The organism is Streptomyces sp. GL_148 (genome assembly GCF_057834205.1).
Genome location: NZ_CM174396.1, coordinates 7,527,424 through 7,549,678, shown reverse-complemented (window position 1 = coordinate 7,549,678; position 22,255 = coordinate 7,527,424). Strand labels below are relative to the sequence as shown.

Here is a 22,255-nt window from a genome sequence, read left to right as displayed (position 1 = left end):
AGGCAGCCGGAAGCCCTATTTCACGCGGTAGTCGGCCTTCTCCGCGAGCTTGCCGTCCTTGTAGCAGAAGCGCAGCACCGTGTCGCCGCTCCCGGAGTCGGACAGGTACCAGGAGCACTGGCTGCCGGCGGGTACGGCGGGGCCGCCGTCCTTGAGGGCCGAGGTGACGAAGCTTTCGCCGGACGGCAGCTTCGCGCGGACCTCGGCCTCTGCGTCGCCGACCTTGACGGCCTCGTACACCTTCTGGTCGACGAGGGTCTTGTCGGCCACGTCAATGACCTTGCCCACCCCGAACAGCAGCGCCACGAGCAGTCCGATCCCCAGCACCCCGGCCACCGCACAGCCGATCAGACATCCATTGCGTCGCGCCACGTCGAACTCCTCGTTCCTCTGCCATCCGTCGGGTGGTTCCCGTCCGTCCTCCCGACTCTCGCAAGCGCAGTGGCGCCCTGCTGTTCTCCAAAGTCTTCGGTCCGCGCAACGATCGTCGTTCGAGGTCGGACCCGGTGCGGCGTGTATACAGGGATGAGAACGATCATTCGGACGAAACGCGAGGAACCATCGTGAGCCAGAACATCGAGCCTCTGATCGTCGTCGGCGTGGACGGTTCGAACCACTCGAAGCAGGCCCTGCGCTGGGGCGTGGCCCAGGCGAAGGCCATCGGCGGCCGCGTGCACGCCGTGATGAGCTGGGAGTGGAACACCAACCCGTTCGGCGTCAGCCCGGCCGAGCAGACCGAGCTGGTGCACGCCGAGGAGGCGGCCCGGCAGAAGCTCGCCGACACCGTGGCGGAGGCCGTCGGCACCTCGCCGGGCGTTCCGGTCTTCCGCCGGGTGGAACAGGGCTCGCCCGCGCAGGTGCTGGTGGACGCCTCGAAGGAAGCCGCGCTGACGGTCGTCGGCACCCGCGGCTACGGCGGCATCAAGGGCGCGCTGCTGGGCTCGGTGAGCCAGCAGGTGGTGCAGTACGCGGCCAGCACCGTCGTCGTGGTCCGCGAGGACGGCTCCGCCTGAGGGGGCTGAGGGACGGGACCGCGGCCGCGGTCCGGCCGCCGCTCAGGACGGCGCGGCGCCCAGGTCCGACGGGTCGGTGTTGGCTCCGCAGAGCACCACGGCGACCCGCTCGCCGAGCGGCCCGGACGCGGTGCGTACGGCCGCCAGGGCGGTGGCCGCGCCCGCTTCGACCACGATGCGGTGCTCGTCCCAGAGCGCGCGCCGGGCGGCGGTGATCGCCGCGTCCGGGACCAGGACCGATACGGCGTTCGGCTCCTGCACCGCGGCCAGCGCGTCCGCGGAGACCCGGGTGGCTCCGAGCGAGTCGGAGGCCACCGAGTCCACCGGGACGTCCACCGGCCGGCCGGCTTCGAGGGCCGCGTTCAGAGCCCGGCAGTTCTCCGGCTCGGCCGCGACGACCCGTACGCCGTGTTCCCGCGCGGCGGTCGCGATGCCCGCGAACAGCCCGCCTCCGCCGACCGCGACGACGACCGTGTCCAGGCCGGGCAGGGCGGTGCGGATCTCGTCGAGGAGGGTCCCGGCGCCCGCGGCGATGAGCGGATGGTCGTAAGCGTGGCTGCTCAGCGCCCCGCTCCCGGCGGCGAACTCCCGGCAGGCCGCGAGCGCTTCGGCGTACCGGTCGCCGACGAGCCGTACGTCGGCCCCGTAGCCGCGCAGCCGCTCCACCTTCACGCGCGGGGCCGTGGCCGGCAGGAACACCGTGGCGGGTACGCCCTCGGCGCGGGCCGCCCAGGCGCAGGCGAGGCCGGCGTTGCCGCCGGAGGCGATGGTGACCCCGGCCTCGGGGAGGGTGCCGGCGGCGCGGTGGGCGGCGAGGAAGTTGCGGGCGCCGCGCGCCTTGAAGGAGCCGGTGTGCTGGAGGTACTCCAGGGCGTACGAGATCCCTCCGCCCGCGGGTATCACCGTGACGGGCCGCACGGCCCCGGCGATCCGGTCGGCGGCGGCGCGCACGGCGCCGTAGTCGAGCGGCACTACGTCGAGCTGCACCGCGTCGAGCGGCCCTGCGTCGAGCTGCACCGCGTCGAGCTGCTGTTCCATGGACCCGTACTCCTGTCGTTCGAAACTCGTCTCAGGCTCCGGCGGGCCGGTTGGCCTCGATCAGCTGGCGCAGGGCGCCGTAGTACACCTCGTGGTCGGTCAGGGCGGGCAGTACGTCGGCCAGTCCGGCCGAGAGCACGGGGAACTCGGCGGGGTCCAGGGCGGCCAGCGCCGCGCGCGAGGCGGCGGTGGCGGCGGCCGGGTCCCGGTGGTCCACGAAGGCCGCGCTGCCCAGAGTCAGCAGGTACATCCGCCGGTACGCGGTCATCGCCTCGGCGGGGGTCATCCCGGCGGCCACGCTGTCGGCGAGCGCCGGTTCCACGAGCCGGGCGAGCAGCTGCCGGCCCAGCCAGGGGCGGCCGCCGCGCAGGATCATCAGCCCGGGGTGGGCGGCGAGGAGCCGGTAGAGCGCGGTGAACCGCTGCTCGGTGGCTTCGGCCCAGCCCACCGCGGCCGGGATCCGCGGCAACTGGGCGGCGAGGTGTTCGGTGCAGAGGTCGAGCAGGCCGGCGAGGTCGGTGCAGCGGCGCTGGACGGTGGCGTGCGAGACGCCGAGCCGCTCGGCGAGGGCGCGGAAGCTGAGCGCGGCGGGCCCCTGCTCGTCGAGGATCCGCAGGGCGGCGGCGGCGATCGCCGCGGGTGTCGCGCGGTCCAGGGCGGCTGAGGTTCTCGGCATGAGATACAGCGTATCATCCACTGTCACAGCCAGCGTATGGAACGTCGTACCGTACGGCGTATCAACCCTTTCGTGCGCGCTCGACTACACCCATATTGCTGGTCATTGATCAATAACCCCCGACTTATGTTGACAGCGTGTAGTCACACCGCTGCACTGAGCCCTCGACAGCCCCCACGTCAAGGAGACTCCGTGCCGCCTCGCCTGCGTGCGTCGCTCCCCTGTCTGACCGCGGCCGCCCTGCTCGCCCTCGCGCTCTGCCCCGCTCCGGCGGCGGCCGAGCCCACGGCGACGTCGGACACCCCGCTCGCGCTCACTCCGCCCATGGGCTGGAACAACTGGGCGCACTACATGTGCGACATCGACGAGGCCAAGGTCGTGGCGAACGCGGACGCGCTCGTGGCCACCGGCCTGGCCGCCAAGGGCTACGACACCGTCACCATCGACGACTGCTGGATGACCAAGAGCCGCGACGCGGACGGCAATCTGGTCGTCGACACGCAGAAGTTCCCGCACGGCATGGCCTGGCTCGGCGCGTACCTGCACGACAGGAAGCTGAAGTTCGGCATCTACCAGGACGCCGGCTCCCTCACCTGCGAGCGCTACCCCGGCAGCGGCTCCCCCGAGGGCGGCGGCCCCGACCACTACGCCCGCGACGCCCGGCAGTTCGCCTCCTGGGAGGTGGACTACGTCAAGATGGACGGCTGCAACCTCTGGGTGCCCGAGGGCAAGACCAAGGAACAGGCCTACCGGGACGCCTACAACTCCGTCGCCAGGGCGCTGCGCGACAGCGGCCGGGACATGGTGCTGTCCGCGTCGGCGCCCGCGTACTTCCAGCAGGGCGAGTGGGGCGGATCCGACTGGCACAAGGTGATCGACTGGGTCGGCGAGACCGGCCAGCTGTGGCGCGAGGGCCGGGACATCAAGGTCTACAAGCCGGCCGCCCCGGACACCTCGCGCTGGAGCTCGGTCATGGGCAACTACGGCTACAACCGCTGGCTCGGCCGGTACGCCGGCCCCGGCAACTGGAACGACCCCGACTTCCTGATCGCGGGCGCCCCCGGACTGAGCCCCGCGGAGAGCCGCAGCCAGGTCGGCCTGTGGGCCATGATGGCCGCGCCGTTCATCCTGTCCTCGCAGGTCTCCGAGCTCACCCCGGACGGGCTCGCCGCCCTCGGCAACACCGATCTGATCGCGCTGGACCAGGACCCGATGGGCGTCCAGGGCGCGGTGGTCTCCTCGAACGCCACCTTCGACATCCTGGTGCGGCCGCTGGCGAACGGGGACCGCGCGGTCGCCGTCCTCAACCGGTCCGCCGCCGCCCGCGACATCCGCGTACCGCTCGACGAGCTCGGGCTGGGGCTGGGCTCCTGCACCGTCGACGCGAAGAACCTGTGGACCGGTGGAACCCGCGAGGTGTCCGACGCCTTGACCGGAACGCTGGCCGCGCACGACACCGGTGTCTGGCGGCTCACCCCGCGCACCGGCTGCGCCGGGGCCGTGCCCACCGGGCAGATCGCCGGCCGGGGCTCCGGCACGAGCGCCGCCTGCGCCGACGGGGCGAACACCACCGGCGTCGGCGCCGTCGTGATGGCCGCCTGTACGGGCGCACCCGACCAGCGCTGGACCCTGGGCCGGTACGGCAGCCTGCGCCTGGCCGGCGCCTGCCTGTCGGCCGCCGAGGAGGGCCTCGTGGAGCTGGCCGACTGCTCGGGCGACCAGCGGCGCCGCGAGCCGGGTCAGAGCTGGACCCCCCGCCGCGACGGGGCCCTGGTCGAGGACGCGAGCGGGCTCTGCCTGACGGCGCCGGCACCCGCGGCGCCGCCCGTCGAACCGGGCACCCCCGCCGAGCGGCTGCGGCTGACGCCCTGCGGCGACCACCAGGTCGACCAGGCGTGGGCCCTGCCGGTCTGACGCCCCGCCCCATGGGGAAGCAGACGAGGCATCAGACGAGGAAGCACCCACCCACCGAGCCGAGCGAGCCGGCCGCAGCGCCGGAACCGGCCGAGACGAGGACGACGCGCATGCCGGTCCCCCTCCCACCACGCGGCCGGGCCGCCCGGCGGGTGCGCCGCCGGGTCACCCTGGCCGCGCTGCCCGCGGTCCTGCTCACCCTGGCGGTCGCCGGGGCCGCCCCCGGAGCGACGGAACCCGCCCCCGGAGCGACGGAACCCGCCGCCGGAGCCACGGCTCCCCCCGGCCCGTCCACCGCCCAGGCCCCCGCCCAGCACCCCGCCCAGCCCCCCTCGCCGTCACCCGCCCGGTCCAGTGCGGGACACACCGCGACGCCGTCCGCGCCCCGGCCTCGGGTCTTCGACGCCACTCCCGCGCGGGCCTCCCTGCAACGGCTGCTGCCCCGCCACGCCGGGCAGTTCACGCTGGTCGCCGACGCGGGAGCCGGGCCCGACGCCTTCACGGTGTCCGGCACGGCCGGCGCGATCACCGTCCGGGGCTCCACCGGCGCCACCCTACTCACCGGGGTCGGCTGGTACCTCCAGCACGTCGCCGGAGCCGACATCGGCTGGCCCGGCGACAGCATCGGCCTGCTGCCGGCCGAGCTGCCGGCGGTGCCCTCCCCGGTCACCCGCAGCGCTCGGGTGGCGCACCGGTACGCACTGAACGACACCGACGACGGGTACAGCGGCCCGTACCGCACCTTCGAGGAGCACCAGCGGCAGATCGACCTGCTCGCCCTGCACGGCATCAACGAGGTGTTCGTACAGGTCGGCGCCGAATACCCGTACTACCGGGCGCTCCAGCGGTTCGGCTACACCGCCGAGGAGCTGCGGGAGTGGATCCCGGGCCCCGGTCACCAGAGCTGGTGGCTGCTGCAGAACCTGAGCGGCTTCGGCGGTCCGGTGTCCGAGGAACTGATGCGCGGGCGGGCCACGTTGGGCGGCAGGATCGCCGAACAGCTGCGCGGTCTCGGCATGACCCCGGTCCTGCCGGGCTACTTCGGGACGGTGCCGCCGTCCTTCGCCGGGCGCAATCCGGGCGCGGTGACGGTTCCGCAGGGCGACTGGGCGGGCTTCGACCGGCCCGACTGGCTGGACCCGGTCTCGCCGCCCTTCGCCCAACTCGCCGCCGCGTACTACGCCGAGCAGCGCGCGGTGTTCGGGGACAGCACGATGTACCGGATGAGCCCGCTGCACGAGGGCGGACAGACCGGCTCGGTGGACGTGAAGGCGGCCGCCGGGGCGGTGCAGCAGGCCCTGTGGGCGGCGCATCCGGGTGCGCTGTGGGCAGTACTGGGCTGGCAGGACGATCCGACCAAGGAGCTGCTGGCCGGGGTGGACAACTCGAAGCTGCTGATCCTGGACGGGCTCTCCGACCGGTACAACCGGCTGGACCGCGAGACCCGTTGGGGCGGGACCGCGTACGCCATCGGCTCGATCTACAACTTCGGCGGGCACACGACGATCGGCGCCAACACCTCGGTGTGGATCGACCGGTTCCAGGCCTGGCGCGCGAAGCCCGACAGTGCACTGACCGGCATCGCCTACATGCCCGAGGCCACCGGGACCAACCCGGCGGCCTTCGACCTCTTCACCGACCTGGCCTGGGAGCCCGGCCCCATCGACCAGCGGAAGTGGTTCGCGGACTTCGCGGGCCGCCGGTACGGGGCCCCCGACGCCGCGGCCGCCGCGGCCTGGGAGGAGCTGCGCCAGGGACCGTACAGCACCTCCTCGGGGCTGTGGTCGGAGTCCCAGGACAGCCTCTTCACCGCCCGGCCGAGCCTGACGGCGGCGGGATCGGCCTACTGGAGCCCCAAGGCGATGCGGTATCCGGCGGGTTCGGTACGCCGGGCCGTGGACCACCTGCTCAAGGTGGACCCCCGGCTGCGCACCTCCAGCGCCTACCGCTTCGACCTGGTGAACACCACCCGGCAGGCCCTCGCCAACCACTCCCGGATCCTGCTGCCCAAGATCAAGGCGGCGTACGAGGCCCAGGACCTGGCCCTGTTCCGGCAGCTGACCGCCGACTGGGCCTACCGGGAGCGGCAGTTGGACGCGCTCGTCGGCTCCGATCCGAACTTCCTGCTCGGCTCCTGGCTGTCGGCGGCCCGCTCGCACGGCGCGGACGAGGCCGAGCAGGACCGGTACGAGTACGACGCCCGCTCGATCCTCAGCGTGTGGGGGCGGCAGAGCACCAGCGAGGGCGGCTTCCTGCACGACTACGCGAACCGCGAATGGAGCGGCCTGATCAGCGAGTTGTACGCCCGACGCTGGTCCTCCTACTTCGCCTCGCTGGAGGAGGCCCTGGTGCGGCGCGGCGCGCCGAGCGCGATCGACTGGCACGCCTTCGAGGACGACTGGGCCCGGCTCACCACCCGCCACCCTGCGCGCCCGAGCGGTGACCCGTACGTCCTGGCGACCGGCATCGCCGCCACCCTTCCCGAGGTCAACTGACCTACACGACAAAGGGGATGGGGATCTCCCGATGAGGCGCCGCTCACCCTCCGGTGGGAAGCTCCCCACCCGCCCGGGGGACAACCGGGCGGACCGGCCGCCGCTCCGGCGCGGTACTGGGTTCACTGAAGGCAACTGACGGAAGCGGATCAGGGGCGGTCACCGGAACCATCATCCGGCGGCCGCCCTTTCCGACGCCGCCCTCGCCGCCGGAAGGACGCCCGCCATGTCCGAGCCCGACCCGCACCGCACCTCGGCGACGCTGGAGCTGCTGACGCTCCTCACCGGCGGGGGCACCGCACCCGCACCCACATCCACGCCCGCGACCGCGACCGCATCCGCCGCCCTGCCCGCCACCGGCCGGTCACGTCCGCCCGCAGAGCGGGAGCAGCAGCTGCGCCGCCGCTCCGATCTGCGGGAGCGGCTGACCGACGGGATCGTGGAACTGCGCAAGCGGCGCCAGATCGCCCGCCCGCCCGAGGCGCGGACCCCTGATTCGGAGGCACCCTGGTAGCTTCGGAGGCACCCTGGTAGCTGGGGGCACATCCCACCGAGCGGGGCGGGCGGTGACTCCGCATGATCCGTACGAAGGCGGGGCGGGCCGTACCCGGAAGGCGGGGCCGGTCCGCGCTCGGCGCCGTCAGCGGACTCCTGGCCGCCTTCGCCGGGCTCGCCCTGGCCCAGCTGGCCGCGGCGGCCGTACGGCCCGAGGCCGCCCCGGTCACCGCCGTCGGCGGCGCCGTGGTCGACCACACCCCGGCCGCCGTCAAGGAGTGGGCGATCCGCCAGTTCGGTACGGCGGACAAGCTGGTCCTGACCCTGGGCATCGGCGCCGTGCTGGCCGTCGTGGCGATCGTGGCCGGGCTGCTCGCCGTACGCCGCCCGGCCGCGGGCACGGCTCTCGCGGCGGCCTTCGGCGTGCTCGGCGCGGCGGCCGCGCTGAGCCGGCCGGAGGCCGCCCGGCAGGACGCGCTGCCTTCGCTGGTGGGCGGGTTCGCGGCCGCCGGAGTGCTGTACCTGCTGGTCAGAGCCATCCCCCGGCCCACGTCGCGGACCTCCGGAGCCGGCCCGCCCGGGGCCATGGACCGGCGCGGCTTCGGCCGCCTCGCGGTCGCCACCCTGGCCCTGTCGGCCGGGGTCGGGTACGCCGGGCGGCGGCTCGGCGCCTTCGGGGACGCGGGAGCCACCGCGTCGCGGGCCGGGCTCGTCCTTCCGCCGCCCGCCGTGCCGGCCCCGCCGGTACCGGCCGGGTCGGACCTGCGGATCCCCGGGACCTCCCGCTTCATCACCCCCAACCAGGCGTTCTACCGGGTGGACACCGCGCTGGTCGTCCCGCGCGTGGACGCGGACACCTGGCGGCTGCGCGTGCACGGGGACGGGGTATCCAGGCCTCTCACCCTCAGCCTGCGGGAGCTGCTGGCCCGCCCCCTGGTCGAACACGACGCCACCCTCACCTGCGTGTCGAACGAGGTCGGCGGCCCGTACGCGGGCAATGCCCGCTGGCTGGGCGTGCGCCTCGCCGATCTGCTCCGCGAGGCGGGGGTGCGGCCACCGTCGCAGGGCGGCCGCGCCGACCAGCTCGTGGCGCGCTCGGTGGACGGGATGACCCTCGGCACCCCCGTCGAGGCCGTGATGGACGGCCGTGAGGCGCTGCTGGCCGTGGGGATGAACGGCGAGCCGCTCCCCTTCCAGCACGGCTTCCCCGTCCGGATGATCGTGCCGGGCCTGTACGGGTACGTCTCCGCGTGCAAGTGGCTGCGCGAACTGCGGCTGACCACCTTCGCCGCGTACGACGCGTACTGGGTGCGCCGCTCCTGGGCGCAGCAGGCTCCGGTCAAGACCCAGTCGCGCATCGACACCCCGCGCCCCTTCGCCGAGGTCGCGGCGGGCCGGGTGGCCGTCGCCGGGGTGGCGTGGGCGCAGCACCGGGGCATCGCGCGGGTCGAGGTACGGGTGGACGCGGGCCCGTGGCGGGAGGCCCGGCTCGGGGCGGCGGACGGCGACGACACCTGGCGCCAGTGGGTGTGGATCTGGGAGGCGGCTCCGGGCGGGCACACCCTGGAGGTCCGGGCCACGGACCGCACCGGCGCCGTGCAGACGGGGGAACGCGCCGGAACCCTCCCCGACGGGGCCACCGGATGGCACGCGGTGACGGTTCGGGTCCGGGGCTAGGGCGGGGCGTGCCGCCCGCCGTACCGGTCGGGCCGGGCCGGGTCGGGCCGCGTCAGGAGGCGACGGCAGGGCCCTCGCCCGCCGGGCCCTCGGCCGGGCAGACCATGACAGCCGGACCGGCCGCGGCGCGGGCCTCGTGGAGGAGGCCGGGCGGGGTGGCGGCGCTGAGGGTCCAGACGACGGCGCCGCCCCCGGGCCGCTCCGGGACGGCCGCGAACCGGTCCCTCAGGTCGGCCTCGGCGGTCTGCGGGTACGGGAGGTGGAGCGTCTCGTAGCGCACGGGGGCGGTGTCCACCGGGAGGATCCGGATCCGGCGGCGGTCGCCGCCCGGGCCCGGGTCCGCGGCGGGGCCTTCGATCAGGAGCTCGGTGAAACCGCGCCCGCCCGGCTCTGAGGGGCCGCGGGCGTGCGTGTTGCCCGGGTAGGCGGCGAAGGCGGCGGCGCCGGGGACCAGCCGGTGGTGGACGTGGCCCAGCGCCCAGTAGTCGTATCCGGTGCGGGCCAGTGTCCGCGGGTCGGCCGGTGCGCAGGTCCGGCGGCTCCAGGCGCCGTGCAGGCTGGTGTGCAGCAGCCCGATGTTCACGGCGCCGGGTATCGCGCGGGGGAAGCCGGCGGCGAGGTCGCGGCGCTCGTCGGGCACCGCCACCGACTGGCCGTGGACGGTGATGCCGAGGTCGGGCCAGGTCACCGACTCGGGGGCGTCGGCGCCGAGCCAGCGCACCGAGGGCGGGAGGTTCAGTTTGTGCGGCAGCGGGGTCTCGGCGTCGTGGTTGCCCGAGACGACCACGGTGTGCAGGCCCGCCTCGTGGAAGGCGCCGAGGGCGTCCTGGCAGGCGGCCAGCGCCCGGGCGTCGGCGTGACGGCGGTCGAAGACGTCGCCGGCGATGAGCACCGCGTCGTAGCCGCCCTCGACGATGTGGCGCACGGCCGCGCTCAGGGCCTCGTACGGGGCTTCGCGCCGGTCTATCGCGGGCGCCCCGGGGTAGTCCGCCAGGCCGCGCAGGGCGGAGCCTATGTGCAGGTCGGCCAGGTGGGCCACGCGTATCGGCGCGGGCGCGGAGGTGTTCACGAGCCGAGGACGAGGTCGGTCTTGAAGGCGTCCCGCTCCAGCAGCCAGCCCTCGGCGCGGAGCTTGCCCATCAGGTCGGAGCGCAGCTCGACCGCGTCCCGCAAGGTGCGCCCCTTGGCGGTGATCTCGGCGAACCAGGTCAGCTCGCCGGAGGCGGTCCGCAGCCGGCTGACTTGCGTCTCCATCGCGTGATCGAGCATCCGGCCAGGATAGTTGGCCTGTCTTACGGGACCGTGGAGCCGGGATGAAGCGGTGACCGACTCCGCCCAACCGGCAGGTTTCGCACCCCACTTGGCGAGCTTTCCGGGGAGGCGGTCCAGGACGAGGGCGCGGGAGGCGTCGAGCCCCGGCAGTTCGCCGGGCGCCAGGCCCGGGACCGGCCGGCACTTCTTGTTGGTGAAGTCGACGGTGGCGCGGGTGTGGCTGAGGTTGACCTGGACGGTGTAATTGCCGTCGCCCGCGCAGAAGTTGTGCCCGGAGGCCCGGTCCATGACGCGCCGCACGGCGGCCGGGTCCGTACCGTCGCCCTCGATGTCGAAGCGGGCCTTGTAGGCGAGGCGGATCCGGTTCTCGTCGTCGTGGCGCCGGATGCGGACGATCCAGCCCTGCCCGTTCAGGCTGCGCCCGGCGTCGTCCATGTACTGGGCGACCTCCGTCCGGGCGGGCGCGCCGAGCGACAGCGCGGCGGTCGCGGCGACCGTGGGCAGGCCGTCGGCGTCGAGCACCCGGTCCGGGTCGACGAGCAGCTTGACCTGGTAGCCCGCGCGCGACGGCGCCACCGGCGACAACCCGGCTCGCGCGCCGGAACGAATCCGGCGACTCGCCACTTTCGTGACGTTCCGCGTTTTCTGCGTTTTCCGCATATCCCCGTCGATCATTCCTCATATGGCACCAGCCCGCCAGAAAGCCCCGGAACCGCGCAGGTGAACAGGCGGCGAATCTACCCCAGGACCGGTTCGGGATCTTCGCCGTGCTTCATGCGAGATAAGGATCATGGATCGTGAATGCATTCACAAGATCCCGGCAACGGACGAAGGCGCACGTCATGGCCACTCTGCCCACCCCCCTTCGGTCACACCTTCGACGCGGTAGCCCGGCGCCGGCTGGCTTGACCTGACGACCACTGGATCCTCGCGGTGGCCAGCGCGGTGAGACCGGCTTCCCGTCCGGCGCCTCCCCCCTTCCCAGGTCCGACACGATGCGCGCCGCCCCCTCCGCCGGGCGGTGCGCATCGTAGATTTGGCGTATTGTCCGGAATTCTCCATCATTCCGTCGCACGTCAGGAGCCGGCGCAGTGGAGCTGACCAGCACGTCGTTCCTCGTCACGCTGATCGTCGTCACCGCACTCGCGATGCTCGCCGCCCTGCTCCTGTGGAACCGGATCCCCGGCCCGGGCTGGGTGCACTGGCCGGCCCGGCTGATGATGATCGGCTTGTGCCAGCTCACCGCCATCTGCGTGGTGGCCACCTGGATCAACGGGAGCTACGGCCTCTACTCCTCCTGGGACGACCTGCTGGGCACCGACACCGGGCAGAACGACTCCGCCATGACGGGGCCGCCGCTGGGACGGGCCAAGTTCGCCCTCGGCGGCGACGGGACCCGCACCACGTACTTCCGCGGCTCCCACTCGAAGCTCGCCGGACAGGTCATCGTGTGGACCCCTCCGGAGTACGACGCACCGGGCGCGGACAAGACCCGGTTCCCCGTGCTGATGCTGCTGCACGGCTATCCGGGCTCGCCCCGCTCCTGGATCGACATCGGCGACATGCCCGGCGCGCTGGAGCAGCTCGTCCAGCTGGGGGCGGCGCACCCCTTCATCCTGGTGATCCCCGACCTGTATCCCGGAGGGGTGAACACCGACTGCACGGACACCCCGCAGCGGAAGGTGGCGAGCTGGCTCGCCGAGGACGTACCGGATCTGGTCGCCAAGAACTTCCGCACGCTCCCCGAGCCCAAGGGCTGGGGCCTGATGGGCATTTCCACCGGGGGCTTCTGCGCGGCCAAGCTGCCGCTCCAGTACCCGAAGGCGTTCCGGGCGGGCGCCGCCCTGGACCCCGATCCGCTGACCGGGGACCCGGAGGTGCTGTCCGATCCCGTGCTGCGCGAGCGCAACAGCCCGATGTGGCTGGTCCAGCACGACAAGAACACGGATGTCGGGCTGTTCTTGGCCACCTCAGCTCAGGACAAGGACAGCCCGCCGCAGCAGCTGACCGACTTCACCAAGGCGGCCCAGAACTCCGGGGTCCGGGTCAAGACCCTGGTCCGCCCTCAGGGCGGGCACAACTTCCAGACCTGGATCGCGATGTACCCCGACGCCCTGGGATGGCTGAGCACGGAGATCTCACCGCCGGGCGAAGCCCCGTAGGCGGACCGGAAGCGACTCCACGCTGTTGCCGATGAAGCTGCGCTGGTGCGGGAGTTCGGCTTCGGGGACGGCCAGGTCCAGGTCCGGGAAGCGGGTGAAGAGGGCTTCCAGGGCGATGGTGGCTTCCAGCCGGGCGAGCGGGGCGCCGACGCAGTAGTGGGCGCCGTGTCCGAAGGAGAGGTTGCGGGCCGCGGTGGGGCGGGTCACGTCGAAGCGGCCGGCGTCCGGGCCGTGGAAGGCCTCGTCGCGGCCGGCCGCCGTGTAGCCGGCGAGGACCGGGGTGCCCTGCGGGATCAGGGTCCCGTCGATGGTCAGATCGCGGGTCGGGTAGCGGAACGGGAACCAGCTGACCGGCCCGTCGAAGCGCAGGGTCTCGTCGACCACGTCGGACCAGGTGACCTTCCCCTCCAGGACCAGTGCGAGCTGGTCGCGGTGGGTGCACAGGGCGCGGACGGCGTTGCTGATCAGGTTGAGCGTCGTCTCGTGGCCCGCGACCAGCATCAGCCGCATGGTGCCGATGAGTTCGGCCTCGCTGAGCCGGTCGCCGTCGCCGTCCCGGGCGGCTATCAGCGCACTCGTCAGGTCCTCGCCCGGATCGGCCCGGCGGGTGGCGGCGATGGCGCCGATCAGCTCGACGAGCTCGCGCACGGCCGCCATGACCTCGGCCGGGGTGGTGTCGGTGGCGATGATGACGGTGTGGGACAGCTCGTGCAGCCGCCCCCGGTGTTCGGGGTTCACGCCGAGGAGTTCACAGATCACGCTCATCGGGAGCGGGAGCGCGACGTGCGTGCGCAGGTCCGCCACCCCGTCGGGGGACGCCTGCGCCGCCCGGTCCAGGTCGTCCAGCAGCCCGGCCGTCAGTTCCTCGATCCGGGGGCGCAGCCGCTCCACCTGGCGGACGGTGAAGGCGTTGCCCACCAAGGAGCGCAGCCGGCGGTGGTCGGCGTCGTCGGCGGTGTGCATGCCCTGGGCGTTGGCGAAGACGCGCAGCGGCCAGTCCGGGGCGATGGTGCCGTCGTGCAGGGCGGGGAAGTGCCGGGCGTCCTTGGCCACATCGGGGTGCGCGAGGAACTCCTTCAGCGCCTCGTGACCGAGGACGACCGCGCCGGGCACGCCGCCGGGAAGCACCACCTCGGCCACGGCGCCGCGGGCGCGCAGCCGGGCGTTGAGGGCGTGCGGACAGCCGCCGGCGGGATCGATGACGTGCGGGAGCGTGGGCGCGGACGGGGAGGCGGACGGGGGCGTCGGCTCGGATGCCTGCGCGGGGTCGGTGGACAAGCCTGTCTCCTGACAATACGAACGGATCTCGGCCAACAGTGCGGCCTCGGGGGCCGGTTGTTCAAGCCCGCGCCCGCCCGTCTCGGGAATCCGCAGGCGCGCCGCACCGCCCCCGCCGCACGCGGGCGTCGTAGGGTCGCGGTCATGGCGCAGGAAGCACAGCGGACACTCGAAGGCAAGGTCGCCCTGGTGGCCGGGGCGACCCGGGGCGCGGGCAGGGGCATCGCGGTCGAGCTGGGGGCGCGGGGCGCGACCGTGTACGCGAGCGGGCGCAGTACGCGGGGCAGGCGCTCGGAGTACGACCGGCCCGAGACGATCGAGGAGACGGCCCAGCTGGTCACGGCGGCGGGAGGACGGGGAATCGCGGTGGTCGCGGACCACCTGGTGCCCGAGCAGGTCGAGGCGCTGGTCGAGCGGATCGACGCCGAGCAGGGCCGCCTCGACGTGCTGGTGAACGACATCTGGGGCGGCGAGCGGCTCTTCGAATGGGAGAGCACGGTCTGGGAGCACGACCTCGAGAACGGGCTGCGGCTGCTGCGACTGGCCGTGGAGACCCACGCGGTGACCAGCCACTACGCGCTCCCCCTGCTGCTGCGCGAGCCGGGCGGGCTGGTGGTGGAGATGACGGACGGCACGGCGGAGTACAACGCGAGCCGCTACCGAGTCTCCTTCTTCTACGACATCGCCAAGTCGGCGGTGCTGCGCATGGCGTTCGCACTCGGACACGAGGTGGGCCCGCGCGGAGCGACGGCGGTGGCCCTGACCCCGGGCTGGCTCCGGTCGGAGATGATGCTCGACAACTTCGGCGTCACCGAGGCGAATTGGCGGGACGCACTGACGGCTGTCCCGCACTTCGGCATCTCGGAGACCCCGTTCTACGTCGGCCGCGCGGTCGCGGCCCTGGCCGGCGACCCGGACCTGTCCCGCTGGAACGGGCAGTCGCTCTCCAGCGGGCAGCTCGCGCGGGTCTACGGCTTCACGGACGTGGACGGCAGCCGGCCGGACGCCTGGCGGTACATGGTCGAGGTGCAGGACCCGGACCTCCCGGCGGACCCCAGCGGCTACCGGTAGGGCCTGCCCTTCGGATCGGGCCGGGTCGGGCCGGATCGGCCGGATCGGGCCCGGTCCGCCGGGGTCAGCCCCGCTCCAGCAACGGGGCGCTGAGCTCCCACCACTCCTGGTCGCTCTGACGGGCGTTGTGCGCGGCCGTGTCGGCGGCGGCCAGAGCCTGCGCGTGGACGAAGCCGAGGAGGTGGGTCAGGGCCGCGTCCATTTCCACGTCGCTGAGACCGATGCCCTCGAAGGCCGCGAGTTCGTGCTCGTACTTGCCGATCACCCCGCGGCCCAGCGGGGGCCGGGTGACGGACAGCTCGCCGATCCAGGGGTGCCGCAGGAACAGCGCGCGGTTCTCCCCGGCGACGCGCGCGACCTTCTCCCGCCAGGCTCCGTCCGGGGCCGGCTCGGCACGCTCCATGGCCAGGTAGACGGCGTCCAGCATCAGGTCGAGCAGCTCGGCCTTGCCGGGGACGTAGGTGTAGAGGGTCATGGGGGTGACCCCCAGCCGCTGGGTCAGTGCCCGCATCGTCAGCGCGGCCAGTCCCGACCGCCCCTCGTGCGCCGCCTCGTCGGCGAACGCGATCGCGCCGTCGACGACGGCGTCGACGGTCAGCCCCTGCCGGGGCCCGCGCCGCCCGCTGGGCGCCCCCTGCCCCGCCTCGCGCCACAGCAGTTCTTCGTGCGGCGCGGCCTGGAGGTGCTGCCCGAGGAGACCGACACCACCCTCTGACCCACGGCCCCCGCGCCGCGGGCGGGTTCACCCCGTGGCGATCCCGGTGCCGCCCCCGGCGAGCGGGGCGAAGAAGCGGGCCACGTCCTGCTCGGTGACCTCGCCGAGGGTGGCCGGGGACCAGCGCGGGCTGCGGTCCTTGTCGACGACCTGCGCCCGGATGCCCTCCACCAGGTCGGGCGAGGTCAGCGCATTGCAGGAGACCCGGAACTCCTGCTCCAGCACCGGCTCCAGCGCGCCGAGCGCGGAGGCCCGGCGCAGGGCCTCCAGGGTCACCTTCAGGGCCGTCGGGGACTTGGCGAGGATCGTCTCGGCGGCCTGCTTGGCCTCCGGGTCCCCGTAGCCGAGCAGCCGGTCCACGATCTCCTCGACGGTGGCGGCCGCGTAGCAGTGGTCGATCCAGCCCCGAGCCCCGGCCAGCGCCCCCGGCCCGGGCTCGGCGGCGTGCCGCCCCAGCACCTCCCGGGCCGGGCCCACCGCGAGCTCGGCGGTCAGCGCGGGAAGCCGGTCGGCGGGGACGAAGTGGTCGGCGAGCCCGCACAGCAGCGCGTCGGCGGCGCCCACGGCGGAGCCCGTGAGGGCGAGATGGGTGCCGAGCAGGCCGGGGGCACGGGCCAGCAGGTGGGTGCCGCCGACGTCCGGGACGAAGCCGATGCCGGTTTCGGGCATGGCGACGCGGGAGCGCTCGGTGACCACGCGGACGCTGCCGTGGGCGGACACGCCGACTCCGCCGCCCATCACGATGCCGTCCATGAGGGCCACGTAGGGCTTGGGGTAACGGGCGATGTACGCGTTGAGCCGGTACTCGTCGCGCCAGAAGGCGGCCGAGGACCGCGTCCCGGCCTTGGCGTCGTCGTGGATGGCCCGGATGTCCCCGCCGGCGCACAGCCCCCGTTCGCCCGCGCCGCGGATGAGCACCTGTTCCACTCCCGGATCCCGCTCCCAGCCGGTCAAGGCCTCGGTGATGCGGAGCACCATGGGGTGGGTGAGGGCGTTGAGTGCCCTGGGGCGGTTGAGGGTGAGCACCCCGGTACGCCCTTCGACGGCGCACAGGACGGTGTCTGCGGTGTCGGCGGCGGCGGTGTCGGCTTCGGTCTTCACGCCCTCCAGTATGGAGGGCGCGTAACCTGGTCCGTTATGCGAAAGATCATCCTTATGTCGCAGGTCTCCCTCGACGGCTACTACGAGGGTCCTGAGCGGCAGATCGACTGGCACCGCGTCGACGAAGAACTGCACCAGCACATGAACGACGAACTGCGGCCGGTCGGCGGCATGCTGATGGGCCGGGTCACCTACGAGCTCATGGACTCCTACTGGTCGGCCGCCGACGCCGATCCGGCCACGAGCGAGTCGGAGAAGGACTTCGCGGGCATCTGGCGCTCCGCGCCGAAGTACGTGTACTCGCGCACCCTGGAAGCGGAGCAGGCCGACCCGAAGGCCACCGTGTTCCGGGAGGTCGTCCCGGCGGAGGTCGCCGCCCTCAAGGCCTCCGCGGGCGGCGACCTGACGCTGAGCGGGGCGGACCTCGCCGCCTCGTTCCTGCGCCACGGCCTGGTGGACGAGTACCGGATCTACGTGGCGCCCGTACGCATCGGCCGCGGCCACCGCCTCTTCCCGCCCTCCGACGGCCTGGTCCCGCTGCGACTGGAGGGGACCCGCACGTTCGGCAACGGCGTGGTGCTGCTGCGGTACGCCCCTGCCTGAGCGGGCTGTTGCACCTCGCGTCCGCCGGCCGGAACGCATGATCACCGGCGGGCCGGTCCGGCCGGGCGCCGCGACTTCGCCGGGGACGCCCGGCGCTGGATCGCCGGTCTCGACGCCCTCGGCTCCGGTGCGCAGGGAGCTGGGCCTAGGGAGTGGCCGGGCCGGACAGCGCGGCGAGGTAGCCGGACAGGGCCGCCGCCGTGCCGGACAGTGGGAAGCGGGCGCCGAGGTACCCGTCGGGGCGTACGAGGAAACCGGTCGGGCCGTCGGCGCCGTACAGCCGGGCGAACTCCCCGGCGCCGTCCCGGTATCCGGGAACGGGCAGGCCGGCGGACGCGTCCGGTGCGGCCTCGCGGGCGAGGACGGCCACGGTCCGCAAGCCGGTGGCGTCCCCCTCAGCGCCGCCCGCGCCGCCCTCCGCCAGCGCCGACCCTGCAGCCCGGGCCTGCTCGGCGGCCTCGGCCAGGGCCGCGCCGTCGGCCCCGTACAGGAGCACCGCGTGGCCGGCCCGGCCGCGCAGGACGTCGAGCAGCCGGGAGGGGTAGGCGGCGAGGGGCAGGGTCAACCCGGAGCAGTCCGGGGCCCGTTCGCCGGGCTGGGATGCGCCAGCCGGGCCGAACGGACTGCCGGCGAGCGGTCCGTCACGGTAGCCGACGAGCAGCTGGGCTTCGCGGAGCAGCACGGTCCGCGGATCGTCCTTGTCGCTCTCCATGCCCTGGGTCGCATGCCGCACGGTCCGGCCGACGACCTCCTCGCCGACGGGGCGGCGCTCGGCGTCGTAGCTGGCGAGCAGGGCGGGCCCGGCCGTTTCCCTCAGGGTGAGCGCGAGCTTCCACGCCAGGTTGCAGGCGTCCTGGATCCCGGTGTTCATGCCCTGGGCGCCGGTGGGCGGGTGGATGTGGGCGGCGTCGCCCGCGACGAAGACGCGGCCGTCGCCGTAGCGGTCGACGATGCGGTGGCTGATGCGGAAGACGGAGGACCAGCGCATGCCGGAGACCGTGGCGGGGGCGGGGGCGAGGCGGTCGATGACGGCCTGGATGTGGGACAGCTCCGGGACCCGGCCGCCCTCCAGCCCGTGCTGCACGCCGTCGCCGGCTCCGGGGCCTCCTGCCGATCCCCTTGTCGGTCCGCCGCTCGGCTGTGCGGAGAGTTCGGGCGGGACCCGCATCGACATGCGGTAGCGGCCCCGGCCGGGGAGCGGAATGCACACCAGCACGTCGTCCGTGGACCCGTCGGCGCCCTGGTGCATGGACCGCAGGCCGTACCCCTCGGGCAGGTCCCAGTCGCTCACCACGTCGGCGAGCATGTACTCCTCGGCGAAGGCCCCGCCCTCGTACGAGAGTCCCAGCCCCTTGCGCACGGTGCTGTGCGCCCCGTCGCAGCCGATGAGGTAGCGGGTGCGCAGTTCCTCCTCGCCGCCGGAAGCGGTGCGCAGGAGGCTGGTGACTCCGCCTCCGTCCCCGTCCCCGTCCCCGTCCCCATCCCCGTTCTGGGTGAACGACAGCAGTTCGGTGCCGCGTTCGATGGCGGTGCCCAGCGCCGCCAGGTGCTCTTCGAGGATGCGCTCGGTCTCGTACTGCGGCAGCGCGGCGAACCGGTACGGCACGTCGGGGGGCAGCACGAGCTCGATCCGGGAGCGTTCGGTGCCGTTGACGTAGATCAGCTGACCGCGCAGGGTCACGGCGGTCTCCATGACGGTGCGGGCCAGGCCCATGCGGTCCCAGATCTCCAGCGTGCGCGGCTGGATGCCGACGGCCTTCGCGTACGGGAGGCGGGCGGGCAGCCGGTCGACGAGACGGCAGTTCACGCCGTGCCTGCGCAGTTCCACGGCCACGCTGAGGCCGACCGGACCCGCGCCCACGATCAGCACGTCGGTCGACGGGGTGTGTGCCATGGGTCCTCCCGACCGCCTGGCCCCGAGCCGGTTCCCTCCCACCATGCTGACCCGGCAGGGCGCGTACGGCCAGACGAGCGGGTCAGCCCAGCAGGTCAGCCCAGCGGGTCAGCCCGCCGTGCCGTGGGTACCAGGGGTGTGGCCGAAGGCCCGGCGGAACACGTCGATGAACGCGCTCGCCGAGGACCAGCCGCAGCGGTGCGCGACCGCCGTCACGGGGGTGTCGACCGCCAGCAGCCGCAGCGCGTGGTGCAGGCGCAGCTGGGTCCGCCACTGGGGGAACGTCATGCCCAGCTCGGCGCGGAACAGCCGGCTCAGGGTCCGCTCCCCCGCCCCGGCCCCGGCCTGCGCGGAGAGCTCCGCCAGCCCGCGCCGGTCCGCCGGATCGGCGTGCAGCAGCGCACACACCGCGGCCAGCCGGGGATCCGCGGGAGCGGGCAGGTGCAGCGGCTGGAGCGGGGAGGCCCGCAGCTGGTCGAGCAGCACCGCCAGCATCCGGCGCCGCTCGGCGCTGTCGTCCTGCGGGGCCCGGGTGTAGGCCAGGATCAGCTCGCGCAGCAGGGGGCCGACGACCAGCACGGCGGGGGCGGAGAGGGAGAGCGGGTTGAGGTGGGTGGGCAGGCCCACGCAGTGCAGGTCGACGCGGCCGAAGGCGCGGTGCTCGTGGACGGTTCCGGCCGGGATCCACAGGGCGCGGGTGGTCGGGGCCACCCAGGTACCGGCGTCGGTGGTGACGGACAGCACCCCGGAGCCCGCGTAACAGATCTGGTGGTCGTCGTGGTGGTGCGGATCGATGCCGTGGTGGGTGTCGAGCTCACGGATGCTCGTCGCTGCGCGCGGAGTGTGGCGGATTTTCTGCATCACCCGGCAATTTATCGGAAGCGGGCCGCCCCTGGAGGGAGCGATTCTCGATCGGTGACCTCCATGAGACCGCCCCAACCCCATCCCCGGCCTTCGCCCCCTGCCCCTGCCCCTGCCCCGACGCCCACCGCACCCGCGCCCGCGCCGGCCTCGGCGCCCGGCCCGGCCCCGGCCCGGCTCCGTACGGCCGCCTTCTCCGCGGGCCACTCCTGCGTGGACGTCTACCAGGGTGCCGTCGCCGCGCTCGTTCCCTTCCTCGTCTCCGAGCGCTCGTACGGATACGCGGCCGCGTCCGGCATCGTGCTGGCCGCCTCCCTGCTCTCCTCCGTGGTTCAGCCGCTGTTCGGAGCACTCACCGACCGGTGGCCGATGCCCTGGCTGATCCCGCTGGCCACCGCCGCCGCGGGGCTGGGCGTGGCGCTGGTCGGGCTCGACGCGGGGTACACGGCCACCCTCGCCGCCGTCGCCCTGTCCGGGCTGGGCGTCGCCGCCTACCACCCGGCGGCGGCCCGGCTGGTCCGTACGGTGGGCGGCCCCGGACACGGCGCGATGAGCTGGTTCGCGCTCGGCGGCAACATCGGCTTCGCGTGTGCCCCACTGCTGGTCGTCGGCGCGCTGGCGCTGCCGGGTCCGGCGGGCTGGTGGCTGCTGGCCACCCCGGCGGCGGTGGGCGTGTTCCTCAACCGGCCGCCGTCCGCGAAGCGTTCGGCTGCCGGAATCCGGACGGCGGCCACTCCGGCCTCGGAGCCCTCCCGCCAACTCCCCGATGACTGGCGGGCATTCCTGCGGCTCTCCCTGGTGGTCGTCGTGCGTTCGGTCGTCTTCACCGGCCTGAGCACCTTCATCGCGCTGTACGTCCGTGAGCGCGGCGGCGGCGGGACCGCCGGCGCCGTGGCCCTGTTCGCCCTCTTCGCGGGGAGCGCCGGCGGCACCCTCCTCGGCGGCCGGCTGGCCGCCCGCTGGGGGCGTGTCACCACCGTCCACCGCGCCTACGCGGCGGTGGTGCCGGCCGTCGCGGGCATCCTCTTCCTGCCACTGCCACTGGTGTACGTCTGCTCGGCGTTGGCCGCCGCCGCGCTGTACGTGCCCTTCTCCCTCCAGGTCACCCTGGGCCAGGACTACCTGCCGTCCCGCATGGGCACGGCGAGCGGGGTCACCCTGGGCCTGACCGTCAGCGTGGGCGGCCTCGCGAGCCCCCTCATCGGCGCGGCGGCCGACGCCGCCTCGCTGCGCACGGCCCTGCTCCCGTTGGCCGCGCTCCCCCTGCTGGCCTGGGCCTTGGCCCGGCGCCTGCCGGAGCCCGCGGAACCGGAGCCCGCGGAACCGGAGGCCGCGGAGCCGGAGCCCGCGGAGCCGGAGATCACTGCGGCCCGAGGGTGACGGCGGCCGGCCGGGGGCTGGAGCGGTGGGCCCGCCAGGCGGCCAGGGCCTGCGGGCGGGTGCCCTCGGGGTGGCGGATGTGCCAGTCCCGGAGGAACCGGTTCAGCTCGAACTGGGCACCGATCTCCCGGGGTTGCGCTGCCCGCGCCCGGGTGGCGTGCCAGTGGGCGACCGCCTCGGCGAGGGTGCGTCCCGCGCCCTGGGCGACGTAATCCCGCATGAAGGCGTCGAAGTGGAAGCCGGGCCCGATCTCCCGGACGAAGTACTCCCGCAGCACCTGGCTGCACCGCTGCCCCGGCGGGATCACGCTGGCGCCGTCCACGGGCGCGGCCAGCTGGCGGCCCGCACCGCGGGTGGGCCGGCCGGGAGCCGGGGTCGGCGCGGGTGCCGGGAGCCCGTCCAGCGCGGCGGCGATCCGCGCCGTGACCGCCGCCTTCCCGCCTCCGGCAGGAAGGCCCATCCGGCGTGCCAGCACGGTGAGTTCGTCCAGCGTCCAGTACCAGCGGGCCAGCTCCGCCCCGCTCAGCTCCGGACTCAAAGCGGGCCGCACGTCACCTTCATTCGCACTCACGTTCCCATCCTAAACGGTCAACGGTCAACGGTCACCGGA

21 protein-coding genes are annotated in these 22,255 nt (G+C 73.9%); 10 read left to right on the top strand and 11 right to left on the bottom strand.

The window, feature by feature from the left end:
• Positions 1-15: 15 nt before the first annotated feature.
• Positions 16-372 carry a hypothetical protein gene (locus AC3IYI_RS34125; RefSeq protein ID WP_489407294.1) on the bottom strand — a complete coding sequence of 119 codons (357 nt, stop codon included), beginning with the start codon at positions 370-372 and terminating at the stop codon, positions 16-18.
• A 191-nt stretch (positions 373-563) separates the two neighbouring features.
• Here AC3IYI_RS34125 and AC3IYI_RS34120 point away from each other — a divergent pair, with 191 nt between their 5' ends.
• Complete coding sequence (locus tag AC3IYI_RS34120) at positions 564-1,013, top strand: universal stress protein (protein ID WP_489407293.1); 450 nt, start codon at positions 564-566, stop codon at positions 1,011-1,013.
• 42 nt (positions 1,014-1,055) lie between these two features.
• Here AC3IYI_RS34120 and AC3IYI_RS34115 read toward each other — a convergent pair whose 3' ends face one another.
• A complete protein-coding gene (locus AC3IYI_RS34115) occupies positions 1,056-2,051 on the bottom strand; it encodes a serine/threonine dehydratase (RefSeq protein ID WP_489407292.1) in 996 nt (331 codons plus the stop codon).
• A gap of 31 nt (positions 2,052-2,082) precedes the next feature.
• Entirely contained in the window at positions 2,083-2,727 is a 645-nt protein-coding gene (locus AC3IYI_RS34110; RefSeq protein ID WP_489407291.1) for a TetR/AcrR family transcriptional regulator, read from the bottom strand.
• Positions 2,728-2,919: 192 nt separating this feature from the next.
• On the opposite strand from AC3IYI_RS34110, the gene AC3IYI_RS34105 reads away from it, so the two are divergent.
• The 4 genes from AC3IYI_RS34105 (at position 2,920) to AC3IYI_RS34090 (ending at position 9,308) form a co-directional block, all read left to right on the top strand.
• Positions 2,920-4,641 (top strand): ricin-type beta-trefoil lectin domain protein, encoded by a 1,722-nt coding sequence (locus AC3IYI_RS34105; protein ID WP_489407290.1) that lies wholly within the window; start codon positions 2,920-2,922, stop codon positions 4,639-4,641.
• 110 nt (positions 4,642-4,751) lie between these two features.
• Complete coding sequence (locus AC3IYI_RS34100; RefSeq protein ID WP_489407289.1) at positions 4,752-7,136, top strand: alpha-N-acetylglucosaminidase; 2,385 nt, start codon at positions 4,752-4,754, stop codon at positions 7,134-7,136.
• A 226-nt stretch (positions 7,137-7,362) separates the two neighbouring features.
• Positions 7,363-7,650: a hypothetical protein gene (locus AC3IYI_RS34095; protein ID WP_489407288.1), complete on the top strand. Its 288-nt coding sequence runs from the start codon at positions 7,363-7,365 to the stop codon at positions 7,648-7,650.
• Between the two features lie 62 nt (positions 7,651-7,712).
• Positions 7,713-9,308, top strand: a complete 1,596-nt coding sequence (locus AC3IYI_RS34090; protein WP_489407287.1) for a molybdopterin-dependent oxidoreductase — start codon at positions 7,713-7,715, stop codon at positions 9,306-9,308.
• A 52-nt stretch (positions 9,309-9,360) separates the two neighbouring features.
• Here the strand turns inward: AC3IYI_RS34090 and AC3IYI_RS34085 are convergent, their stop codons facing one another.
• Complete coding sequence (locus AC3IYI_RS34085) at positions 9,361-10,377, bottom strand: metallophosphoesterase family protein (RefSeq protein ID WP_489407286.1); 1,017 nt, start codon at positions 10,375-10,377, stop codon at positions 9,361-9,363.
• On the bottom strand, positions 10,374-11,156 hold the full coding sequence (locus AC3IYI_RS34080; RefSeq protein ID WP_489407285.1) for a hypothetical protein: 783 nt from the start codon (positions 11,154-11,156) through the stop codon (positions 10,374-10,376). The genes AC3IYI_RS34085 and AC3IYI_RS34080 overlap by 4 nt, the downstream gene beginning before the upstream one ends.
• Before the next feature lie 515 nt (positions 11,157-11,671).
• On the opposite strand from AC3IYI_RS34080, the gene AC3IYI_RS34075 reads away from it, so the two are divergent.
• The gene (locus AC3IYI_RS34075) at positions 11,672-12,742 is read left to right on the top strand and encodes an alpha/beta hydrolase (RefSeq protein ID WP_489407284.1); all 1,071 of its coding nucleotides are present in this window, start codon (positions 11,672-11,674) and stop codon (positions 12,740-12,742) included.
• Here the strand turns inward: AC3IYI_RS34075 and AC3IYI_RS34070 are convergent.
• Positions 12,719-14,020, bottom strand: a complete 1,302-nt coding sequence (locus AC3IYI_RS34070; protein WP_489407283.1) for a cytochrome P450 family protein — start codon at positions 14,018-14,020, stop codon at positions 12,719-12,721. The two genes, AC3IYI_RS34075 and AC3IYI_RS34070, sit on opposite strands and share 24 nt — an antisense overlap.
• 144 nt (positions 14,021-14,164) lie before the next feature.
• On the opposite strand from AC3IYI_RS34070, the gene AC3IYI_RS34065 reads away from it, so the two are divergent.
• Positions 14,165-15,091, top strand: a complete 927-nt coding sequence (locus tag AC3IYI_RS34065; protein ID WP_489407282.1) for an SDR family oxidoreductase — start codon at positions 14,165-14,167, stop codon at positions 15,089-15,091.
• Between the two features lie 64 nt (positions 15,092-15,155).
• On the opposite strand, the gene AC3IYI_RS34060 is transcribed toward AC3IYI_RS34065, so the two are convergent.
• Positions 15,156-15,566 carry a TetR/AcrR family transcriptional regulator C-terminal domain-containing protein gene (locus AC3IYI_RS34060; protein WP_489411776.1) on the bottom strand — a complete coding sequence of 137 codons (411 nt, stop codon included), beginning with the start codon at positions 15,564-15,566 and terminating at the stop codon, positions 15,156-15,158.
• A 66-nt stretch (positions 15,567-15,632) separates the two neighbouring features.
• Here AC3IYI_RS34060 and AC3IYI_RS34055 point away from each other — a divergent pair, with 66 nt between their 5' ends.
• Positions 15,633-15,806 carry a hypothetical protein gene (locus AC3IYI_RS34055; protein WP_489407281.1) on the top strand — a complete coding sequence of 58 codons (174 nt, stop codon included), beginning with the start codon at positions 15,633-15,635 and terminating at the stop codon, positions 15,804-15,806.
• A gap of 27 nt (positions 15,807-15,833) precedes the next feature.
• Here the strand turns inward: AC3IYI_RS34055 and AC3IYI_RS34050 are convergent, their stop codons facing one another.
• On the bottom strand, positions 15,834-16,907 hold the full coding sequence (locus tag AC3IYI_RS34050; protein ID WP_489407280.1) for an enoyl-CoA hydratase/isomerase family protein: 1,074 nt from the start codon (positions 16,905-16,907) through the stop codon (positions 15,834-15,836).
• A gap of 36 nt (positions 16,908-16,943) precedes the next feature.
• Here AC3IYI_RS34050 and AC3IYI_RS34045 point away from each other — a divergent pair, with 36 nt between their 5' ends.
• A complete protein-coding gene (locus AC3IYI_RS34045) occupies positions 16,944-17,510 on the top strand; it encodes a dihydrofolate reductase family protein (RefSeq protein ID WP_489407279.1) in 567 nt (188 codons plus the stop codon).
• A gap of 145 nt (positions 17,511-17,655) precedes the next feature.
• Here AC3IYI_RS34045 and AC3IYI_RS34040 read toward each other — a convergent pair whose 3' ends face one another.
• Together AC3IYI_RS34040 and AC3IYI_RS34035 are read right to left on the bottom strand one after the other, a co-directional pair.
• Positions 17,656-19,404 carry an FAD-dependent monooxygenase gene (locus tag AC3IYI_RS34040; RefSeq protein ID WP_489407278.1) on the bottom strand — a complete coding sequence of 583 codons (1,749 nt, stop codon included), beginning with the start codon at positions 19,402-19,404 and terminating at the stop codon, positions 17,656-17,658.
• Positions 19,405-19,512: 108 nt separating this feature from the next.
• The gene (locus AC3IYI_RS34035) at positions 19,513-20,265 is read right to left on the bottom strand and encodes an AraC family transcriptional regulator (protein WP_489407277.1); all 753 of its coding nucleotides are present in this window, start codon (positions 20,263-20,265) and stop codon (positions 19,513-19,515) included.
• A gap of 54 nt (positions 20,266-20,319) precedes the next feature.
• On the opposite strand from AC3IYI_RS34035, the gene AC3IYI_RS34030 reads away from it, so the two are divergent.
• Positions 20,320-21,645 (top strand): MFS transporter, encoded by a 1,326-nt coding sequence (locus tag AC3IYI_RS34030; RefSeq protein WP_489407276.1) that lies wholly within the window; start codon positions 20,320-20,322, stop codon positions 21,643-21,645.
• Here AC3IYI_RS34030 and AC3IYI_RS34025 read toward each other — a convergent pair.
• Entirely contained in the window at positions 21,626-22,216 is a 591-nt protein-coding gene (locus tag AC3IYI_RS34025) for a DUF6434 domain-containing protein (RefSeq protein WP_489407275.1), read from the bottom strand. The two genes, AC3IYI_RS34030 and AC3IYI_RS34025, sit on opposite strands and share 20 nt — an antisense overlap.
• Positions 22,217-22,255: the final 39 nt, after the last annotated feature.

Coding starts and splice junctions, on each gene's coding strand:
- AC3IYI_RS34115 (WP_489407292.1), bottom strand. CDS start 2,051: ATGGAACAGCAGCTCGACGCGGTGCAGCTCGACGCAGGGCCGCTCGAC.
- AC3IYI_RS34110 (WP_489407291.1), bottom strand. CDS start 2,727: ATGCCGAGAACCTCAGCCGCCCTGGACCGCGCGACACCCGCGGCGATC.
- AC3IYI_RS34100 (WP_489407289.1), top strand. CDS start 4,752: ATGCCGGTCCCCCTCCCACCACGCGGCCGGGCCGCCCGGCGGGTGCGC.
- AC3IYI_RS34095 (WP_489407288.1), top strand. CDS start 7,363: ATGTCCGAGCCCGACCCGCACCGCACCTCGGCGACGCTGGAGCTGCTG.
- AC3IYI_RS34090 (WP_489407287.1), top strand. CDS start 7,713: ATGATCCGTACGAAGGCGGGGCGGGCCGTACCCGGAAGGCGGGGCCGG.
- AC3IYI_RS34065 (WP_489407282.1), top strand. CDS start 14,165: ATGGCGCAGGAAGCACAGCGGACACTCGAAGGCAAGGTCGCCCTGGTG.
- AC3IYI_RS34060 (WP_489411776.1), bottom strand. CDS start 15,566: ATGACCCTCTACACCTACGTCCCCGGCAAGGCCGAGCTGCTCGACCTG.
- AC3IYI_RS34045 (WP_489407279.1), top strand. CDS start 16,944: ATGCGAAAGATCATCCTTATGTCGCAGGTCTCCCTCGACGGCTACTAC.
- AC3IYI_RS34040 (WP_489407278.1), bottom strand. CDS start 19,404: ATGGCACACACCCCGTCGACCGACGTGCTGATCGTGGGCGCGGGTCCG.
- AC3IYI_RS34035 (WP_489407277.1), bottom strand. CDS start 20,265: ATGCAGAAAATCCGCCACACTCCGCGCGCAGCGACGAGCATCCGTGAG.